The following is a 19022-nucleotide window of genomic DNA, read 5'->3' on the forward strand; positions in this document are numbered from 1 at the left end:
AGCGTGACCGATCTGTTCGAGCAGGGCGCCGGCCAGGCGAGCTATTCCGCCAAGGACATCGAGGTTCTCGAAGGGCTGGAGCCGGTTCGCCGCCGCCCCGGCATGTATATCGGCGGCACCGACGACACGGCGATGCACCACCTCGCCGCCGAACTGCTTGACAATGCGATGGACGAGGCCGTCGCCGGCCACGCCTCGATCATCGAGATGACGCTGGCACCCGGAAACCTGCTTACGGTGCGCGACAACGGGCGCGGCATTCCGGTCGATCCGCATCCGAAGTTCCGTGACAAGTCAGCACTCGAGGTGATTCTCACCACGCTGCATTCGGGCGGCAAGTTCGCCGGCAAGGCCTATGCCACGTCGGGCGGCCTGCACGGCGTCGGCTCCTCGGTGGTGAACGCGCTGGCCGAGAGGCTCGAAGTCGAGGTTGCCCGCGAGAAAACGCTGTGGAAACAGGATTATGCCCGCGGCAAGCCGCTGACCAAGCTGGTCAATGCCGGGGCGACGCCGAACCGGCGCGGCACGCTGATCCGCTTCATCCCCGACCCCGAGATTTTCGGCGACAAGACATTCAGCCCGGTGCGGCTCTACCGGATGTGCCGCTCGAAGGCCTATCTGTTCCGCGGCGTGCGGATCCGCTGGTCCTGCGATGAATCGCTGATCGCTGCCGGCGGCGATGTGCCGGCGCAGGCGGAACTGCATTTTCCCGGCGGCCTCGCCGATTCGCTGGCGGAGGAACTGGGCACCGCGCCGAAGCTGGTCGCCCCCGTCTGGGCCGGGCAGGCCGACCTGCCGGACGATGCCGGACGGATCGAGTGGGCGTGTGCCTGGCTTGAGACCGCAGATGCCACGCTCTCGACCTATTGCAACACGATCCCGACGACGCTCGGCGGCACGCATGAGGCGGGATTTCGCGCCGCCCTGCTCAAGGGGCTGCGCGGCTTCGGCGAGCAGCGCGGCAACAAGCGCGCCGCGGTGATTACCGCCGAGGATGCGACCGGCGCGCTCTCCGCCAAGCTCTCGCTGTTCATCCGCGAGCCGCAATTCCAGGGCCAGACCAAGGAAAAGCTGACCTCGCCGGAGGCGCAGAAACTGACCGAGGCGGCGCTGCGCGACCGGTTCGAGCATTTCCTCACCGGCGATCCGGCGAATGCCGACAATCTTCTTGCCTTCGTGATCGAGCGGGCGGAGGAACGCATCCGCCGCCGCGAGCAGAAGGACACGCCCCGCAAATCGGCGACGCGGCGCCTCCGCCTGCCCGGCAAGCTGACAGATTGCTCGCGCGAAAGCCGCGAGGACACCGAACTGTTCCTCGTCGAGGGCGATTCGGCAGGCGGCTCGGCCAAGCAGGCGCGCAACCGCGAGACCCAGGCCGTGCTGCCGCTGCGCGGCAAGATCCTCAACGTCGCCTCCGCTTCCACCGAGAAGCTGCGGCAGAACCAGGAACTGAAGGACCTGATCGAGGCGCTGGGCTGCGGCGTCGGCGAACGGTTCCAGATCGACGCGCTGCGCTACGGCCGGATCATCATCATGACCGACGCCGATGTCGACGGCGCCCATATCGCCTCGCTGCTCATGACCTTCTTCTACCGCGAGCTGCCGGAGCTGATCCGCGGTGGCCATATCTATCTCGCCCAGCCGCCGCTTTACCGCCTCACCCAGGGCGGCAAGTCGGTCTATGCGATGGACGATAGCGAGCGCGACCGGCTGGTGAAGACGGCGTTCAAGGCGAACGCCAAGGTCGAGATCAGCCGGTTCAAGGGACTTGGCGAGATGCCACCGGCGATTCTCAAGGAAACCACGATGGACCCGAAGCGCCGCGTGCTGCTGCGCGTTCTCGCCCCGCCCGAGGCGCGGGCTGAAACGGCGGAAATCGTCGAGAGCCTGATGGGGCGCAAGCCCGAGCTGCGCTTCCGCTTCATCCAGGACCATGCATCGAGCGTGCAGGAAGTCGACGTCTAAGTTAGAGCATCGTCCGATCAGATGGGATCATCTGAGCGGATAAAGATGCTCTAATTATCAACAAGATAGAGCACGACATCCGATCAGGATGGATCGGAACATGCTCTAATCCGCCACGCTCTTGACGAGCATGGCGGTTGTCATCAGGCGAAGGGCTCTGACTCGCCGTCCGGCACGGGCACCCGAAAAGCCTTGATGGTCATGGAAATCAGCCCGTAATAGCCGAGTATCCCGACCAGATCGACGAGTGCCCGGTCGCCCAGCTGGCGGCGGGCAAAGACGTAAGTCTCATCGGACACTTCATGCGCGGTGAGGAGTTCGCTGGCAAAATCATGCACCGCTCTTGCGTCCGGCTCGGCGAAAACGGGCGTTTCGCCCGCCTTGATCGCGGCGATGACGGTCTCCGGCACACCGGCTTTCGCGGCGATCGGCGCGTGGATGTACCATTCGAAACCGGCACGCCAATAGGCGCCCATCACCAGGATCGCGAGTTCCGAAAGGCGCGGGGGCAGCGACGAGCCAAAGCGGCAGAAGGCGCCGAGGGCCTGCGCGTTGTTGGCGAGTTCGGCGCTGTGCAGCCAGACTGCGAGCGGCCCCTCGACACGGCCGCGCGGGCCGGACGCGATGGCATCGTGAGCGGCGCGTTGGGCTTCGCTCATCCGGGAGAGGTCGGGAAGACCAAGGCGGGGTGTGTGGGTCATGTCGATCAATGCCTGAAATGGCGCATGCCGGTGAAAACCATGGCAATCCCGGCGGCATCTGCCGCCGCGATCACCTCATTGTCGCGGATCGAGCCGCCGGGCTGGATGACCGCCGTCGCGCCGGCCTCGATCGCGGCCACAAGACCGTCGGCGAAGGGGAAGAACGCGTCGGATGCGACGACCGAGCCCGGGATCTTCTCCCCACCCTTCTGGGCGGCGATGCGCGAGGAGTCGACGCGGCTCATCTGCCCCGCGCCGATGCCGGTGGTCGCCCCCGCTTTCGCGTAGATGATTGCATTCGACTTCACATGCTTGGCCACACGGAAGGCGAAGAGCAGATCGGCGAACTCGGCGTTGGTCGGGGCGCGCTGGGTAACGACTTTCAGGTCGTCGCGGCCAATCCGCCCTGCATCGCGGGTCTGGGCGAGGAAGCCGCCGGCGACGCTGCGCCAGGCAAGACCCGGCTCCGCCGCATCGGGCAGGCCGCCGGTAAGCAACAGGCGGAGATTCTTCTTGCGGGCCAGCAGTTCCACCGCGTCGGGTGCGGCGTCGGGCGCGATGATCACCTCGGAGAAGATGCTGGCCATCTTCTCGGCGGCAGCCGCGTCGAGCGGGCGGTTGACGGCGATGATGCCGCCGAAGGCAGAGACCGGATCGCATTCCAGCGCGCGGTCCCAGGCCTCGGCGAGATCGGCACCGAGGGCGACGCCGCACGGATTGGCGTGCTTGACGATCACCACCGCCGGCCGGTCGAACTCGGCGACGCATTCGAAGGCGGCGTCGGTATCATTGATGTTGTTGTAGGAGAGTTCCTTGCCCTGCAACTGCCGCGCGGTAGCAACACCGGGACGGTTGCCGGTGCGGTAGAACGCGGCGGATTGGTGCGGGTTCTCGCCGTAGCGCAGCATCTGCTGCCGCGCGCCGGCCAGGGCAAGACTGGCCGGGAACATCTCTCCAGTCTGCTGCGCGAACCATGCGGAAATCGCGGCGTCGTAGGCGGCGGTTCGGGCATAGGCAGCGGCGGCGAGGCGGCGGCGCTGCTCCAGCGTCGTCCCGCCCTCGGCCAGCGCCGCGACAAGATCGTCATACTGCGCCGGGCTGGTGAGAACCGCCACCGAATCATGGTTCTTCGCGGCAGCGCGGATCAGCGCGGGGCCGCCGATATCGATGTTCTCGACGCAGGTTTCAAAATCCGCCCCCTTCGCGACCGTTTCCTCGAACGGGTAGAGATTCACCGCGAGCAGGTCGATCGGCGGGATGTCGTGCTGCTGCATCTGTGCGAGATGCTCGGGCAGGTCACGCCGGCCGAGCAGCCCGCCATGGATCTTCGGCACCAGCGTCTTCACCCGACCATCGAGCATTTCGGGAACGCCCGTGTAATCCGCGACCTCGACAACGGCGATCCCGGCCTCGCGCAGCGCGCGGGCGGAGCCGCCGGTCGAGAGGATTTCAACGCCTTGGGCCGCCAGCGCGCCGCCGAGTTCGACCAGCCCCGTCTTGTCGGACACCGAGATGAGGGCCCTTCGGATGTTCACTCTGTCGCTCATCGCAAACCTCGTCTGTCAGTGGCCGGAAAGGGGAACGGCGGAGACGGCGTTGGCCGGCGAGCCGTGGATGATTTTCGTGCTGATCAGCACGTAGGCGATCGCCTTGTGATCGGGATCGACCAGGCGGAAGAGATCGAAATGCTTCACCAGGAAGGACGCCGAAATCGCGGCGATCTGCTGCTTCGCCGGCAGGCCGGCCGGCAGTGTGACCGGCCCGGTGGCAACACAGGACAGGCCGAATTGCGATGGATCGGTCGCGACACCGAGGCTGCCCTTGACCCCGCCGGTCTTCGCGAAACTCGCATAGCAGGCGATGCCGGGGATTTTCGGGTCGTCGAACCGCTCGATCACCACCTTGTCGTTCGCGCCGAGCAGGCGGAAATTGGTCGAGACCGCGCCGATCCGGGTTTCCGCCTGCGCCGTTGCCGCCGCGAACGTCCAGACCCCGGCCATGATGCCGAGAAATGCGAGCCGCCTGATCATGCCATCCCCTGTCAAACGTCGTGTCGGATGGCGCGTTCATAGACCGCGAGCGTCGCCGCGCAAACCACCTCGTCGGCGAACAGGGTTTCCGCCCGCGCACGCCCGGCCGCGCCCATGCGGGCGCGCAGCACGGGATCGGCGACGAGGCGCTCCAGCGCGTCGGCCAAGGCCGCCGGATCGCGTGGCGGAACCAGCAGGCCGCTTTCGCCATCGGCCACCGCCTCGCGGCAGCCGACGACGTCCGTTGCCACGCAAGGCAGGCCTGACGCCATGGCTTCCAGCAGGAATTTGGGCAGCCCCTCGCGATAGGAGGGCAGGCACGCAACATGACAGGAGGCCAGAAGGCTGGCCATGTCGGTGATCGGCCCCAGCCAGGTTGCCTCAGTGGCGCGTTGCAGTTCGGACGCGTCAAGACTTGCCGGATTCTGCGGATCAGGGCCGCCGGCCAGAAGGCATTCGGCAGCAACACCACGCAGACGCAGAAGTCGAGCGGCCTCGATGAATTCCCTGATCCCCTTGTCTGCCAGCATGCGCGCGCCGAGCACGATGCGCACCTTGCCGGCGGGTGGAGCATGGGGCCGATATGAGGCGAGGTCGACGCCCGCCCCCCTGATCAGATAGGCCCTCTCGGACGGGAGCGCGCCAGAGGCCGTCATGGCCGTCAGATCATCATGATTTTCGAACACGGCCAGCGCGCCGCGAGCCCCCATCGCCAGCCGCAACCCGAGACTGACCGCAGGACGCAGCAGGCGCGCCTTCAGGCGTGCCGACGTGAAGACAAAACCCTGGCCAACGGGCGCGTTGATGACCGCTGGAACGCGTGCGAGAGCGGCGGCAAGACTGCCCAGCAGGATGGGTTTCAGCGCAACATGGTGGACGACATCGGGTGAGAGTGCCCGGTAATGGCGGGCGATCGATCGGAGCAGACGGAATTCCGCCAGCGGGTTGAGGCGGGCACGGCGAAAGTCGACATGAATGACCTCGAACCCCTCCGCGCGCAACAATGCGGCGGCATCGCCCGTACGGGTCAGGACCGTGACCTTCCACCCCGCCAGCCGCGCAGCCTCGGCGCGAGCGCGGAAATGCGAGCGGAAAAACCAGTCTTCCCCGATCAGGAAGACGATGTGGCGATCCAACGGCGGACTCAGCGCCCGCTCTGCCAGTGCCAGGCATCACGGCACATGTCCTGCACGCCGCGGGTGGCGCGCCAGCCAAGCAGGCTGGCGGCGAGGCCGGGATCGGCATAGCAGGCGGCAACATCGCCGGGCCGTCGGGGTCCGACTTGATAAGGAACGTCAATCCCCGTCGCCGCCTTGAAGGCGTGGATGAGGTCGAGAACGGAATAACCGGTTCCCGTGCCGAGATTGACGGCGAAACCGCCATCATGCGCGAGGATGCGCTCCACGGCAGCGGCATGCGCCTCGGCGAGGTCCATCACATGGATGAAATCGCGCACACCGGTGCCGTCATGCGTCGGGTAATCGTCGCCAAACACGGTCAGGTGCGAACGCTGTCCCGCCGCAACCTGGCAGAGATAGGGCATCAGATTGGCAGGAACCCCACGCGGATCCTCGCCGATCAGACCGGAAGGATGGGCACCGACCGGGTTGAAATAGCGCAGGATGGCGGACGCAGCGAGCGTACCCGTGCGCGACAGGTCCTCGATCATCCCCTCCATGACCATTTTTGTCCGGCCATAGACGTTGGTGACACGGAGGGAGGCGGTTTCGGGTATCGGGCAGACATCCGGCTCCCCGTAGACGGTGGCGGATGAAGAAAACACCAGCCGGCGCACGCCCGCATCGCGCATCGCCGTCAGCAGGCGGATCGTGCCCAGAATGTTGACGTCGAAATAGAGCAGCGGATTGCTTTCGCTCTCGCCGACCGCCTTCTTCGCCGCGAAATGAACCACGGCATCAACCGGAAAAGCGGCAAATGCCGCACGCATCGCCTCGGGATCGCGAATATCGGCTTCGATAACAGGAACGGTGACGCCGGTGATCCGGTGCAGACGGTCTGGCACGTCCCTCGCGGCGTTGGAAAAATCGTCGAGCAACACGACGTCGTAGCCGCGCTCGAGAAGCGCCACGGCGGTATGCGAGCCGATAAAGCCGGCGCCGCCGGTGAGCATGATTCGTGACATCCGGTCAACCCATCCTGGTCAATGCCCATTTCACCTGCTGCGGACCATCGGGCGTTCCGGTCAGCACGATCTGTTCCGCGCGACGCGGCTCTGGTCCACCGAAATAGATGCTCTCCTCGATGCTCATCGTCGCGCCGCCCGCGCGCAACCGCCAGCCCTGGCCCGAAGCCAGGCGGAGCAACGCCCCTTCCCCATCCTGCTGGATGCTCGCGGTCACGTTCGGATGCAGATGAAACCGGAGTGTGAACGGCTGCGGCTGGTCGGCCTCGATACTGTCCTCGCCACGCAGATCATCGCCGCTCTCGGCAAGATAAAGGCGGCGGCGATGCACGACGCCCAGCACCTTCTGCCAGCCGTCGTGGCTGGCTTCGATCCAGTGTGCCCCGTTCGCTTCCTGGCGTTGCACCTCGACGTGGGCGGGACGTCGCCCAAGCCCCTGATCGATCAGCTCCGACGAGGACACATCGGCGACGACAACGGTGGAATGGGCGGCTGTGTTGCGCAAGGCGTCGCGCCAGCCGCTCGATGCGGCCGGTGCGGCGCCGCAATTCACGATCAAACGATCACGCCCGACGGAGAATTCGAATGACAATGTACCGGCATGCGCAAAACGGTCGGTGCCTGGGCCGGGAGGCTGGCCGGCATCGACGATCACCAGCGACCGGCCAGCAGCGAGCCGGTGAAACCCTGCCCCCGCGAGGGCCAAGGCGCTTCGGCCGGTGCGACCTGCCTGGCTCAGCACAAGGTCGATCAGATTCGGCCAGTCCTCGCTCGTGCCGTTGAACAGCGCGAGGCCGCCGTCGCCATGGCGCAAGGCCCGCAACCCGATGGCAAGCCGCTCGATGGCGCCGGGCAACTGCGGCGGCACCTCCGCCCGGGCGAGCTGCAGCAAGGCGCGGATTTCGGCAAGATCCTGCAAAACCGAGAAGTGAACGGAAGGGCTCCGCTCGACATGCGACCCATCGGGAAGGATCTGGCGTTCGAGTTCGGGGACGAGGAAGCGAAGAGCCCGCTGCATGAAGCCACCATGCTCCGGCAGCGCCACCGCCGCAGCGATCAGCCCCTTGATGGCGGTGAAGGCTCTCGCATCCCGCGCTTCCGCCGGCAGGTTTGCCGACAGCATTCTGGCCTCCGCTACGAGACGGGACATCAGCATCTGGCGAAAATCGTCGTCAGCCGAGGCGGCAAAGAAGTCGTAATGGCCCAGCCAGGCGGCGATCCGCGCGCCGGCAACCTCCGGCGCCTCAGCCAGCGGCGGCAAGGTTTCGCAGCGGATCCAGTCGGCGATCAACGCCCGCGCGCGGGTGCGCGCCGCGTCGGTTCCCAATGCCCGCAGATCGCGCAGCCAGGAAAATCCCTGGATATGGGCGATAAACACCGGGGAGCCGTCATTCTCGTGGAAAAGTCCGGGGCGGAGGGGGCGCACGACATTCTGGTATTCGATCTCGCCCTTGATGATCCGCGCACCACGCGCCGGTTCGCCAGGCCAGGGATCGCGGAGCGCGACCGAGGGCGCATCAGGCACATGGCCTCCGCGCAAAGTCGCGAGCCGGGCAACCCACTGTCTCGCGCCGCGCATCATTCCCTCCGCTTCAATCACTTGCCCCCAAGGCTGCGATTGCGGCCGCATAGTCCGGCTTGCCGAAGATCGCACTGCCGGCGATCAGCACGTCCGCGCCTGCGTTCAGGGCGCGAGGGGCGGAGGCGGGATCTATGCCGCCATCGGTCTCGATACGGATGTCGCGTCCGGACTCCGTGATCATGCGGCGGAGTTCGGCAATCTTGGACAATTGGCTGTCGAGGAAGGACTGGCCGCCAAAACCTGGATTGACGGTCATGACATTGATGATGTCCACGAGATCCAGCACATGCCGCACCGACTCGGCCGGCGTTGCCGGGTTGATGGCAACCCCAGCCTTGAGACCGAGATCGCGGATCGTTTGCAGGGAACGGTGCAGATGCGGCCCGGCCTCGACATGAACGCTCACATGATCGGCGCCGGCTTTCGCAAAATCGGCGAGATAGGGATCTGCCGGCGCGATCATCAGGTGAACATCGAACGCCAGCCGGGTATGCGGGCGCAACGCCTTCAGCACCAGCGCGCCAAAACTGATATTCGGCACGAAATGGCCGTCCATCACGTCGAGATGCAGCCAGTGAGCGCCGGCACGCTCGACGGCGGCGACTTCCTCGCGGAGCCGTCCGAAATCAGCGGCGAGCAGACTCGGGGCGATAATCGGCGAAGGACGGGACGTTGCACTCATGGATTGCAATGTAGCCAGGAGACTCGCTTAACCACAAGCATACGCGTCACCGCCGCGCGCAAGTTTATTCTGTCGGGAAGGAATCGGACGGTGCAAGCGACTTGATCAGGTCAAACATGCGCTTGCGCACCGTAGGTTCGGTGATCCGGTAGTAGGCGCGAACCAGTTCCAGTGTCTCGCGCTTGGTCATCTGGTCATCGAGCCCGACGCCGAACGGTTCCTGAGCCTCGGACAGGCCGTTGTTGCGGCCGCGCGGGCCGGACATCGGCATCTCGTTCATCCCCTCCGGCATATCGTCGAAGAAGAAGCTGATCGGCACATCGAGAACGCGGGAGATGTCGAACAGGCGGGACGCGCCGACCCGGTTCACCCCACGCTCGTATTTCTGGACCTGCTGGAACGTCAGCCCGAGCGCATCGCCCAGCTTTTCCTGTGACATGCCGAGCAGCGTCCGCCGAAGCCGGATCCGGGACCCGACATGCACATCGATCGGGCTGGGCCGGCCATCCCGGTCACTGCGATCGTTGGTGTCACCACCGTTTGAACTCATTTCCTATTCCTCAGCGGCACCAACCGGCCCCGCAAACGGTCGCGATCTGCGCCGCCGGGGATATGAAGATGACGCCTGTCTGTTTTGCATCGGCAGCTCCGATAGCGCACCGCAAGAAAAACATCATGCCTTCACAAGCTTCAAAACCGGTTAAGATACAAAAATTAAGAAAATATCTAGATGGCTGAACCTCGCTACCAGAGGTCGGCACCACTATCCGTCAACCACTATCTACAATAGTGGTCACGCCTCAAATACACAAGCTTGAATTATTTTTAAGACAGTGAGACCAGACGCATCTCATGTCACGGTGATCGATACGATCAGGCAAACCAGACCTAAAACCAACGCGTAAAAGCCAAGGGTTCCCGCCAGAGTGACGCCGAAACGGCTGAACGGTGTCGGCGTGAGCGCAACCGGGAGTTTATGAACCAGAACGCCTGCCCGATCGAGCCCCAACGTCGCCTCGACTCGGCCATGCGGTCCGATCACCGCGGAAATTCCGGAATTGGTGTCGACCACGAGCGGCAATCCCTCTTCCACCGCGCGCAACCGCGTGGTGGCGAAATCCTGATACGGGCCGGTCGTATCGCCGAACCAGGCATTGTCGCTGATATTCAGCAGCCAGGCGGGACGGTCGCGGGGATCGACGACCATGCCCGAGAATATCGACTCGTAGCAGATCATTGGCCCTACCGGCGGAAGGCCTGGAACATGCAGCGTGCGCGGACCGGGACCAGGCGTGAACCCGCCACCGGGCGTCACCTTCAGCGGCAACCAGCCCGGCGTGTATTCACCGAACGGAACAAGCTTCCACTTGTCGTACCATGCGACGGAAGGGCCATTCCCTTTCACCGCGACCAGCGAGTTGCGCATGCTCCCGTCGGCAGCAAGACGGAACGAACCGGCGAGTATTGGCGTATCGCCAGCGATTGCGGCAATCGCCGAACGGGCGGCGGCATCGGTCTGAAGCAAGGCGGGACTCGCCGTTTCCGGCCAGATGACGATGTCGTTGCCCTTGCCGGCCTTGGCGAGGGCCTCGCCCGTCAGGGCCAGATCGCGCTGCCAGCGCGCCTGGAGTGCTGATTGCGTGAAACTGCCCGGCACCGCGAAATCTGGCTGAAGCATCGCGACCGTATATGGGCTGGACGGTGCGGGGCCTGCAGCGGTGCGCGCGAATCCGTAGCCCGCCCAGAGCGCGAGCAGAACGGCGCTGCCGATCCAGCCCCGCCGGCCGACATAGGGAAGCCCCGCGGCAATGGCTGTCAGCAGGGTGAGCAGAAAAATGCCGCCAATCGCCGCCGGCTGGATCATCGCGAGGCCGAGATGGCCGGGAAACGCCCAATCGGCACCCCAGTAATTCCAGGGAAAACCGGTGACGAGAAACTCCTGGGCCAGGTTCGACAGTACCAGCGCGCCCGCGAACAGCAGCACGGCGGACAATCGCCCCGCCCGGTTGACGGGTCGTATGGCAAAGACGGCGAGTGCTGGCAGGATCATGTACAGCGCCGTCGCGACGGCGATTGCCGGGGCGGCAATCGGAATCGCCCACCAGAAATCCGATGCCATGATCAGCATCGGTTCGGTGACCCAGAACAATCCCAGCAGGTTGAAGCCAAATCCGAAACACCAGCCGAGCCACGCGGCGCAGCGCCATCCGCCCGACCGTGAGAGGCGCGCCAGCAGCGCCGGCACCACAAACCATAGCACCGGCAGGAGGTAGAAAGGGGGCAGCGCGACGGCCGCAAGCAAACCCAGCGCAAAACACTGCCAGGCATCGCCGCGCAGCCGTGCCGGCATGCGGGCGGCAAGTCGGTCGATGGAGGTCATGTCCGATGGTTCCTAGACGAGATCGGTACAGCCGAGGGTTGCCATGACCACGGCGAGATCGGGTGCCGTCGGGTGATCGGGGGACGCAACCGTTTCATCCTGGGGACGAACAATCTGCAACGTCTTCAGCCCCGCGGCAGAGGCGGCGGCGAGTTCGGCCGCGATATCGGACAGAAACAGGGCCTGCGCCGGCGCGAGGGACAGCGCCCGGGCGATCGCCGCATAGCTGGCGACTTCACGCTTGCCGCCCATGCGGGTATCAAAAAACCGCTCGAACAGCCCCGTCAGATCGCCGTCCGCGGTATGGCTGAGCAAGAGACGCTGGGCCTCCTCCGACCCGGAGGAGTAGACGGCAAGCCGCCCACCGCCCGCGTGCCATGCGCGCAATGCCGGCGCCACGTCCGGGTAGAGTTGGCCCGTCAAGTCGCCGGCAGCGAAACCTTCAGCCCAGATCCGTCCCTGGATCAGCTTGAGCGGCCCGATCTTGGCATCGCGCTCCATCAAGGCGAGCAGCGTTGCTACCGGCGGCGCTCCAGGGGCGATCGCGTCGAGTTCAGCGAGAGCCGTGGCGATATCCGGCTCCGCCGCATGAGCAGCGACGAAACTGGCTAGTCGGTCGCGCGCATAGGGAAACAGCACGTTGTGGACGAAGCTGATAGGCGCGATCGTGCCCTCGATGTCGAGAAGCAGGAGTTCGGGTCTGATGGTCACGAACGATCGACCGGCTCAGGCTGCGACCGGGAAGCGCGCGCTGATCTCGTCGCCGGTAAAATGCGCCACCCAGCCGGACGTGTCGGTGAAGATGCGCAATGCAATGAAATCCGGTGCAGACCCGGCATCGAACCAATGCCGGGTGTTCGCCGGCACCGATATCAGGTCGCCCTCCGCGCAATGAGCATCGTAGACTCGGCCATCGACATGCATGACGAAATGGCCTGAGCCACGCACGAAAAACCGGACCTCATCCTCGGTATGGATGTGCTCGCTGAGGAACTTGTCGCGCAGAACCGCGGCCTGTGGATGGTCCGGCGTCATCTTGATGACATCTGCGGACCCCGCTCCGGTCTCCCCCATAAGGCGATCCAGATAGGGGCGGTAGGCTTGCAGGATTTCCTCCGGCGAAGCCTCCGGCGCCAGCACGACAGGACTTGCCCAGCGTTCGAACCGCACCCCGATCGCCTTGAGTTCGGACGCGATCTCCACCGCATCCGAAGTGGCGACCAGAGGCGTGTCTCCGGCGGTTTCGTTGAAGATCTTCAGTGTGCTCATCTGATCCGTCTCCGTTCACATTCACAGGACAGCAGGAATTCAAGCGCTTCCAGACGCCAGAAGCTGCGCTCGACGTCTTCGCCCCAGGCATAAACGCCATGACCGCGAAGGACATATCCGATCGGCGCAGCCTGAAGCGCAGGGGCAATCGTTGCGGCCAGCCGCCGCATGTCCTGGTCATTCTCGAATACCGGGAGCAAAGCCTTCGTCTGGTGCGTTGCGATTCCCGGAAACGCCTTGAGGATCTCGTAACCCTCGAACTGGATTGCAGGGGCCGAATCGGTCAGGGACAGCGCCGTCGCTGCCACCGAATGGCCGTGCAGCACTGCGCCGACGCCAGGAAACTGCTCGTAAATCTGGCAATGGAGCAAGGTTTCCGCACTGGGGCGGTCTCCGGCGCGGAGGGGGGCTCCGTCCATCCCGACCTCGATAATATCGTCGCTCGCGAGCCGTCCCTTGTGAACGCCACTGCGGGTAATGGCGATCCGCCCGGCGCCGAGACGCGCGGAGAGATTGCCCGACGAGGCGGGAACCCATCCTTTCCGGTCCATGCGGGCACCGATGGCGACGAGTTCGCCGGCGCGCGACGCCAGCTCAGCCCCGGTATCCGCTTGAATGGCGGCTGGCATTGCGCTCATTCAGCTCGATCCGGCTCAGTGACGGGCGTTGTTTGCGGTATCGGCGACGCGGGCGTCGTCGGGGCTCGCCCCCGGGGCCGGAATTTGTTCCGGCGCGGCAGTGCCGGCCTTTTCAGCCGTTGCCGGCTTCGCCGCATCGGCATCGTTCATGTTCTGCTTGAACGACTTGATGCCCTTGCCAAGCTCGCCCATCAGATTGCCGACGCGCGACCCGCCGAACAGCAATGCGATCACGGCGATGACGATGAGCCAGTGAACAGGCGAATCGAATCCCATCGGTTCGGCCTCAGACCTTGCTCTGCTCGGCCTTTTTCTCGGCGCTGGCTTCCGGCCCCTTGGCATGCTGCTCGAGCATGGAGGCATCCTTTGACGGCTGGTCGTCGGCGATATTGTTCTTGAACGCCTTCATGCCCTTGCCGAGTTCACCCATGAGGTTGCCCACCCGGCCGGTTCCGAACAGGAGCAACACCACCGCGAGAACGATGAGCCAATGCCAGATGCTCAAACCACCCATAATCTGTATCCTTCCTCACTATAGCGATCCCCGCCTCTGGGGGGCTGGCCCGATCTGGCCGGCCCGACGAATGGCGGATGACAGATCGGTGGAGATGACTCGCCCGGAGCTATCGGTATCCGTCCATAATATGAATACTCCAAACGCCCAGCCTCGCCAATGGCCGGCTGGTCACCGATTCGTGGCCCTCCCGCAAAAACGAAAACGGAGCCGGCGACTGCCGGCTCCGTCACCCAGGCGGGATGTTATCGTCGGTCAGGCCTTCGCGCCGATCGGCAGGATTTCCTTGCCATGAGCGCCGTTGATCACGCCAGCGGCGCCCAGATAGAACGCGAGCACCGCCGTGATGAGGCCGAGATATCCACCGAACTGGCCAAGCGCGGGAGCCCCGAGAAGGTCATTGAGGCCAAGCAGCACGAAGGTTGCAACCAGGAAGCCGAAGATCAGCTGCAGCGCCTTGTTCAGGGCAAAGGTGCCGATGAACATGACAAAGCTGAAGGCACCCCAGACCAGCAGATACCAGCCGACCATGGGACCCGGCACACCTTTGGCGAAGAATTCGACGAACAGGCCAAAGGACCACCAGAAGGCGCCGTACGAGGTGAACGCCACAAATCCAAAAGTGTTGCCAACTTTCATCTCGCCCAACCCGGCAACGAGCTGTGCCGTGCCGCCGAAAGCGAATGCCATGGCGAGAACCATGCCAAGACCAGCCCCGGGCAGCAGTCCGGCGTTGATCATCGACAGCAGCCATGTGGTGAGCGCGAAACCGAACAGTCCCAGTGGTGCCGGGTTGAAGGTGTTCATGTCATCTCCCTTAGAATTTTTCAGCTGATCATTGGTTGACGGAGGCATCCGCCATCGAGCGTCGCTCCATATTCCAATTACCAGCTTTTCACGTTCAGGCAAACGAACCGCACCCGGATCAAACTCCGGTGCACCGGGACGGATCAGTCACCATGCCCGAAGCCGAGGAAGCCGGCATTCGGATCGGGCCGGCCGGCATCATGCGCGACCTGCCCGGCTGGATATGCCGGACGGCCCGCAGCCTTGACCATCATTGAGGATTTCGGGATTCCATGAACCTTGGAACGGGTCGGCGCCTTGGTCGCAGGCTGCGCAAAAGACGGCCCTGTCGCGATCGTCGAGGCGGGCACCTCTTCTGCCCGCGCCGACAGCAGCATGAAGGTTATGCGGTTTCGGTTCAGCTCAACCGAAAGTTCGATCGGCGTCTCACCCAGCGCATTGCGGGCCGCAAGATTGGCGCCGCGACTCACCGCAGCACGCGCTTGGGCGTAGTCGCCGTGATTGATCGCCTTGAACAGCAGCGTGGTCGGATCGCCGCCCGCATCGGTGACCGGGCCGGCCGAAATATTGCCGGCCGAAGAGGCGCCTGGCAGTCCGGGCGGGGCTTCGGTTGGCGCTTCATGGCGTGGCTGGGGAATGCCGCCGATTGGCCCCAGGCCATTGCCCGGACCGGCACCGGCCATTTGGGCATTCGCAGGAACGATGCTGATGATGCTGCCAAGCAGGGTCGCAAGTCCGAGACAACGCAGCTTTGATCGAAAGGTCATGGCAGGCAAGGTTCCCTGGCGGACAGTCCGCCTGTCTGGTTGAGGGCACGGACGATACAGTTGACACTCCGATCGCCCCTGTATCGGCTCAGATGTTCCGCGTCCGCCGTCTCTGGCTGGAATACCGACGCGGATAAATGGACTTCGTCATTGGCGTGACCCGCAATCTGTCCAGGCCCGACATCAAGCGACGCAACTCGTCCAGATAATACCCGATCAGCGATTCAGAAACCAGAAGCCCGCGTTGAGATAGGTCGCGAACAGGCACCACGCGAGATAAGGCACCATCATCGCCGCGGCGAGACGGCTGATGGGCCGGAAGGCGGCAATCGTCGCAACGACCAGTGCATCGAGCGCGCATATGACGACCAGGGCGACATCCGGCCGGTGAAGGCCGAAAAAGACCGGCGACCAGAGAGCATTGGCGGCGAGTTGCCATCCCCAGAGGCTGAGCGCGCGGCGCTGCCGTGTCGGGATGTCCGGGCTGCGCCAGACAACCCACGCCGCGATCGCCATGTCGAGGTAAAGCACCGTCCAGGCAGGGCCGAATACCCAATCCGGCGGCGTGCCCGGCGGATGCGGCAACACGCCATACCAGCTTTGGATGTTCGGAACGGTCACCGATCCGCCGACAGCGCCCGCCAGGAGCGCCAGCGCAAGAAAGCCCAGCAGCGCCCGGATCTGGGCGCTGGACATGCGGTGCCGTTCGGGGCGCTCTGGCAAACGGAAGACACATACTCCTTCAGACATCAAATTAGGCAAAACAGGTGCTGGTGAAAAGGGACGGATTCCGGATTTCCGGACCGGCCACCATGCTCAAACGTCGGGTGCCTTGGCGCCTCGTGCATCGGCCAGGACATCCAACGCCGATGCGCCACCACGCCGCGACATTGCCTCCAGTTGTCGATAGGCTGCAAGCACCGCCACGCCAAGGTCGGTCAATTGCGCGCCGCCACCCGCGACCCCGCCCTTCGCCGCATGGATCAGCGGGGCGCGGAACGTGGCGTTCATCGATTCGGCGAGTTGCCAGGCCCGCTTGTAGCTCATGCCCATACGCCGGCCGGCTGCCGCGATCGAGCCCGTCTCCTGGATGAACGCGAGCAAGTCGGCACGGCCAGGCCCAAGCAAAAGATCCCTACCCTGCACAACGCGAATGCGTAAGCTGAGCGGGGGAATTCCGGTTTCGGTCTCCATCCCTCCGGTTCAAACACAAAACATCATCGATTTCGATATGACGAATTGACGATATCGCCAATTGAACATATCGATTGCCCGAAGGTGGCACGGTCCGCACAAGGAGACTCCCCAATGATATTGTCCAGAAGAGCGTTCGCGAGGCTCGCAGGCGCTGTCGCACTCGCCCCCATGACGGCGGAGGCTGCCGGCAAGTCCGCCACGATCGCGTATGCGGGCTCGATGGGCCTTTTGATGGACCGCGGCCTGGGCCCCGCATTCCAGACCCAGTCCGGTGACCAGTTCCGCGGCATCGGACGGGGCGCGTTCGGCCTCGCGCATCTCATCGCGGCGAAAACGCTCCAGGTGGACGCGTTCATCTCGATCACGCGCGGCCCGATCGAGATCTTGCAGACAGCGGGGCTGGTCAGCCACGCCGTTCCGGTGGCGAGCACCGCGATGGTGTTGGCATGGTCGCCCCATTCGCGCTTCCACAAGGATTTCGAGGCCGCGGATGCCGGCGCGCACTGGTTCGACATCCTCGAAAAACCCGGTCTGCGCTTCGGCCGCACCGACCCGCGCACCGATCCGCAAGGCCGCAACGTGCTGTTCACGTTCGATCTTGCCCAGCGTTACTACCAGAAGCCGGACCTGATCCGGCGCGTGCTCGGCACGCCGGTGAACCCTGCGCAGATCTTCCCCGAACCCTCCTTGCTCTCGCGGATCGACAGCGGCGCGGTCGACGCCACGATCGGCTATGAAAGTGCAGTGAAGTCGCTCAAGCTGCCGTTTCTTGCCCTGCCCCGACAGATCAATCTCAGCGATCCATCGATGGTGGCAGAATGGTATTCCCGCGCCGCGGTCACGCTCAGGGTGAAGGGCCACAGGCAGACCTTGCACACGCAGCCGCTCGTCTTCTATGCCTGCGTGCCGCGCAACGCCCGGAATCCCGAGGCGGGACGGGCTTTCGTTTCACTGCTGCAAAGCCGCAAGGGACAGGAACTGTTCGCACGATACGGCTACAATCCGCCACTGGGCGGACCGGTCTGACCGGAGCGCTTCCCGGAACCCTGCTGCGCGGCTTCGTGCTGCTGCTGCTGGCGGCGCCATTCGTCGGCCTTTTCATGATGACCGACTGGCGCCATTTCGGCCTCTCCGGGGCCGATGGCAGGTCTCTGATCGTCTCGCTGTCTTATGGGCTCGCGGCTCTGGCCGTCATAGCACTGCTCGGCACGCCGCTGGCCCACTGGCTTGCCGCCGGCAAGGGACGGGCGCGAGATGCCGCGCAACTGTTCCTGCTGCTGCCACTGCTGACCCCGCCGCTCGCCCTCGGCATCCTGCTCGCCGCGTTCTACGGCCCGATCGGTCCGGTGGGCACCCTGCTCGAACGCTTCGGCGGGATCATCACCAACAATCCCCCGGCGCTGCTGATCGCGGGGATCTATGCCGGCCTGCCGACCTTTGTCGTCGCGGCGCGCGGCGCGTTCGCCGAAATTCCCGCCGAACTCGCCGAATCGGCTCTTACCCTCGGCGTGTCCCGCCGACAGATCTTCCGCCATATCACCCTGCCGATGGCGCGCGACGGGCTTGGCGCCGCCCTGGCGCTGGCCTGGGTGCGCGGGGTGGGCGAACTCGGCATCGTGCTGATCTTCGCCTATTTTCCGCAGGGCATGCCCGTGCGCCTTTGGGTGGATCTTGAAGACGGCGGGCTTTCCGCCACGTTCCCGCTGCTCTGGGTGTTCCTGTTCGCCGCCCTGCCATTGCCGCTCTGGCTGCTCCGGCGAGGCTCGAAACGCTGAGGATGACGCTGATGAAACGGCCGGTTCTGCTTGCACTTGCGCTGATGGCCCTGACCAAAACCGCGCGCGCCGACGGATTTTCACTGCACACGACGGCGTTTCGCGATGGCGGGACCATTCCGGCCGCCCAGGTCTTCAACCGCCTCGGCTGTACGGGTAACGATATCAGCCCCGCCCTCGCCTGGAGCGGCGCGCCGGCGGGCACACGCAGCTATGCCGTCACGCTGTTCGATCCCGATGCCCGGCGAGGCAAGGGTTATTGGCACTGGATCGTGGCGAACATTCCGGCGCGCGTCACGTCATTGCCAGAGGGTTCCGGGAGCCGGCGCAACGCGCTGCCGCGCGGCACCGTTCAAGGCAACGGCAGCGGCAACATCCATGGCTACCAGGGCCCCTGCCCGCCCGTCGGCGACCCGCCGCATCACTACCATCTAACGGTCTATGCGTTGCGAATCGCCCGGCTGCCGGCAGCGGCGCTGGCGTCCCATGCTGCGCTCCGCCGGGCGCTGGCGCAGGATGCGCTGGCCAGCGCCACGATCACGGGGCTTTACGGCCGCCCGGCCAGGTGACCG

Annotated in this window: 22 protein-coding genes; 4 read left to right on the forward strand and 18 right to left on the reverse strand. The window is 64.8% G+C overall.

Annotation, left to right across the window (positions count from 1 at the left end; all coding sequences use genetic code 11):
• The first annotated feature begins 3 nt into the window (after positions 1 to 3).
• On the forward strand, positions 4 to 1965 hold the full coding sequence (gene parE, locus HUW10_RS07550) for a DNA topoisomerase IV subunit B (RefSeq protein WP_174502929.1): 1962 nt from the start codon (positions 4 to 6) through the stop codon (positions 1963 to 1965).
• Positions 1966 to 2108: 143 nt separating this feature from the next.
• Here the strand turns inward: parE and HUW10_RS07555 are convergent, their stop codons facing one another.
• The 18 genes from HUW10_RS07555 to HUW10_RS07640 form a co-directional block, all read right to left on the reverse strand.
• A complete protein-coding gene (locus HUW10_RS07555; RefSeq protein WP_174502930.1) occupies positions 2109 to 2666 on the reverse strand; it encodes a carboxymuconolactone decarboxylase family protein in 558 nt (185 codons plus the stop codon).
• 5 nt (positions 2667 to 2671) lie between these two features.
• Entirely contained in the window at positions 2672 to 4213 is a 1542-nt protein-coding gene (gene purH / locus HUW10_RS07560) for a bifunctional phosphoribosylaminoimidazolecarboxamide formyltransferase/IMP cyclohydrolase (RefSeq protein ID WP_174502931.1), read from the reverse strand.
• Between the two features lie 15 nt (positions 4214 to 4228).
• Positions 4229 to 4696, reverse strand: a complete 468-nt coding sequence (locus tag HUW10_RS07565) for a CreA family protein (protein ID WP_174502932.1) — start codon at positions 4694 to 4696, stop codon at positions 4229 to 4231.
• Positions 4697 to 4707: 11 nt separating this feature from the next.
• Positions 4708 to 5832 carry a glycosyltransferase family 4 protein gene (locus tag HUW10_RS07570; protein WP_174502933.1) on the reverse strand — a complete coding sequence of 375 codons (1125 nt, stop codon included), beginning with the start codon at positions 5830 to 5832 and terminating at the stop codon, positions 4708 to 4710.
• An 8-nt stretch (positions 5833 to 5840) separates the two neighbouring features.
• Positions 5841 to 6839 (reverse strand): UDP-glucose 4-epimerase GalE, encoded by a 999-nt coding sequence (gene galE / locus HUW10_RS07575; RefSeq protein ID WP_174502934.1) that lies wholly within the window; start codon positions 6837 to 6839, stop codon positions 5841 to 5843.
• A 4-nt stretch (positions 6840 to 6843) separates the two neighbouring features.
• Positions 6844 to 8418 carry a heparinase II/III family protein gene (locus HUW10_RS07580; protein ID WP_174502935.1) on the reverse strand — a complete coding sequence of 525 codons (1575 nt, stop codon included), beginning with the start codon at positions 8416 to 8418 and terminating at the stop codon, positions 6844 to 6846.
• A gap of 13 nt (positions 8419 to 8431) precedes the next feature.
• Entirely contained in the window at positions 8432 to 9103 is a 672-nt protein-coding gene (rpe, locus tag HUW10_RS07585; protein WP_174502936.1) for a ribulose-phosphate 3-epimerase, read from the reverse strand.
• A gap of 64 nt (positions 9104 to 9167) precedes the next feature.
• Entirely contained in the window at positions 9168 to 9653 is a 486-nt protein-coding gene (locus HUW10_RS07590; protein ID WP_174502937.1) for a helix-turn-helix domain-containing protein, read from the reverse strand.
• 300 nt (positions 9654 to 9953) lie between these two features.
• On the reverse strand, positions 9954 to 11483 hold the full coding sequence (gene lnt / locus HUW10_RS07595; protein ID WP_174502938.1) for an apolipoprotein N-acyltransferase: 1530 nt from the start codon (positions 11481 to 11483) through the stop codon (positions 9954 to 9956).
• Between the two features lie 12 nt (positions 11484 to 11495).
• On the reverse strand, positions 11496 to 12194 hold the full coding sequence (gene mtnC / locus HUW10_RS07600; protein ID WP_174502939.1) for an acireductone synthase: 699 nt from the start codon (positions 12192 to 12194) through the stop codon (positions 11496 to 11498).
• A gap of 15 nt (positions 12195 to 12209) precedes the next feature.
• Positions 12210 to 12752: an acireductone dioxygenase gene (locus HUW10_RS07605; protein WP_174502940.1), complete on the reverse strand. Its 543-nt coding sequence runs from the start codon at positions 12750 to 12752 to the stop codon at positions 12210 to 12212.
• Complete coding sequence (locus HUW10_RS07610) at positions 12749 to 13381, reverse strand: methylthioribulose 1-phosphate dehydratase (protein ID WP_236656283.1); 633 nt, start codon at positions 13379 to 13381, stop codon at positions 12749 to 12751. Before HUW10_RS07610 ends, HUW10_RS07605 begins: the two co-directional genes overlap by 4 nt.
• 24 nt (positions 13382 to 13405) lie before the next feature.
• Positions 13406 to 13666 carry a twin-arginine translocase TatA/TatE family subunit gene (tatA, locus tag HUW10_RS18305; RefSeq protein ID WP_174502942.1) on the reverse strand — a complete coding sequence of 87 codons (261 nt, stop codon included), beginning with the start codon at positions 13664 to 13666 and terminating at the stop codon, positions 13406 to 13408.
• A 10-nt stretch (positions 13667 to 13676) separates the two neighbouring features.
• The gene (locus HUW10_RS07620) at positions 13677 to 13904 is read right to left on the reverse strand and encodes a twin-arginine translocase TatA/TatE family subunit (protein ID WP_174502943.1); all 228 of its coding nucleotides are present in this window, start codon (positions 13902 to 13904) and stop codon (positions 13677 to 13679) included.
• 255 nt (positions 13905 to 14159) lie between these two features.
• Positions 14160 to 14711 (reverse strand): acetate uptake transporter, encoded by a 552-nt coding sequence (locus HUW10_RS07625; RefSeq protein WP_174502944.1) that lies wholly within the window; start codon positions 14709 to 14711, stop codon positions 14160 to 14162.
• Between the two features lie 143 nt (positions 14712 to 14854).
• Entirely contained in the window at positions 14855 to 15478 is a 624-nt protein-coding gene (locus HUW10_RS07630) for an ankyrin repeat domain-containing protein (RefSeq protein WP_174502945.1), read from the reverse strand.
• A 216-nt stretch (positions 15479 to 15694) separates the two neighbouring features.
• Complete coding sequence (locus tag HUW10_RS07635; protein ID WP_236656285.1) at positions 15695 to 16174, reverse strand: TspO/MBR family protein; 480 nt, start codon at positions 16172 to 16174, stop codon at positions 15695 to 15697.
• Between the two features lie 120 nt (positions 16175 to 16294).
• Positions 16295 to 16672, reverse strand: a complete 378-nt coding sequence (locus tag HUW10_RS07640; protein WP_174502947.1) for a winged helix-turn-helix domain-containing protein — start codon at positions 16670 to 16672, stop codon at positions 16295 to 16297.
• 114 nt (positions 16673 to 16786) lie between these two features.
• On the opposite strand from HUW10_RS07640, the gene HUW10_RS07645 reads away from it, so the two are divergent.
• The 3 genes from HUW10_RS07645 to HUW10_RS07655 are packed head-to-tail and all read left to right on the forward strand — an operon-like array spanning position 16787 to position 19019.
• On the forward strand, positions 16787 to 17701 hold the full coding sequence (locus HUW10_RS07645; protein WP_174502948.1) for an extracellular solute-binding protein: 915 nt from the start codon (positions 16787 to 16789) through the stop codon (positions 17699 to 17701).
• Positions 17702 to 17736: 35 nt separating this feature from the next.
• The gene (locus HUW10_RS07650; RefSeq protein WP_174502949.1) at positions 17737 to 18450 is read left to right on the forward strand and encodes an ABC transporter permease subunit; all 714 of its coding nucleotides are present in this window, start codon (positions 17737 to 17739) and stop codon (positions 18448 to 18450) included.
• A gap of 11 nt (positions 18451 to 18461) precedes the next feature.
• Complete coding sequence (locus tag HUW10_RS07655; RefSeq protein WP_174502950.1) at positions 18462 to 19019, forward strand: YbhB/YbcL family Raf kinase inhibitor-like protein; 558 nt, start codon at positions 18462 to 18464, stop codon at positions 19017 to 19019.
• Positions 19020 to 19022: the final 3 nt, after the last annotated feature.

It is taken from the genome of Acidiphilium sp. C61 (assembly GCF_905116885.1).
In the GTDB taxonomy this organism is placed as follows: domain Bacteria; phylum Pseudomonadota; class Alphaproteobacteria; order Acetobacterales; family Acetobacteraceae; genus Acidiphilium.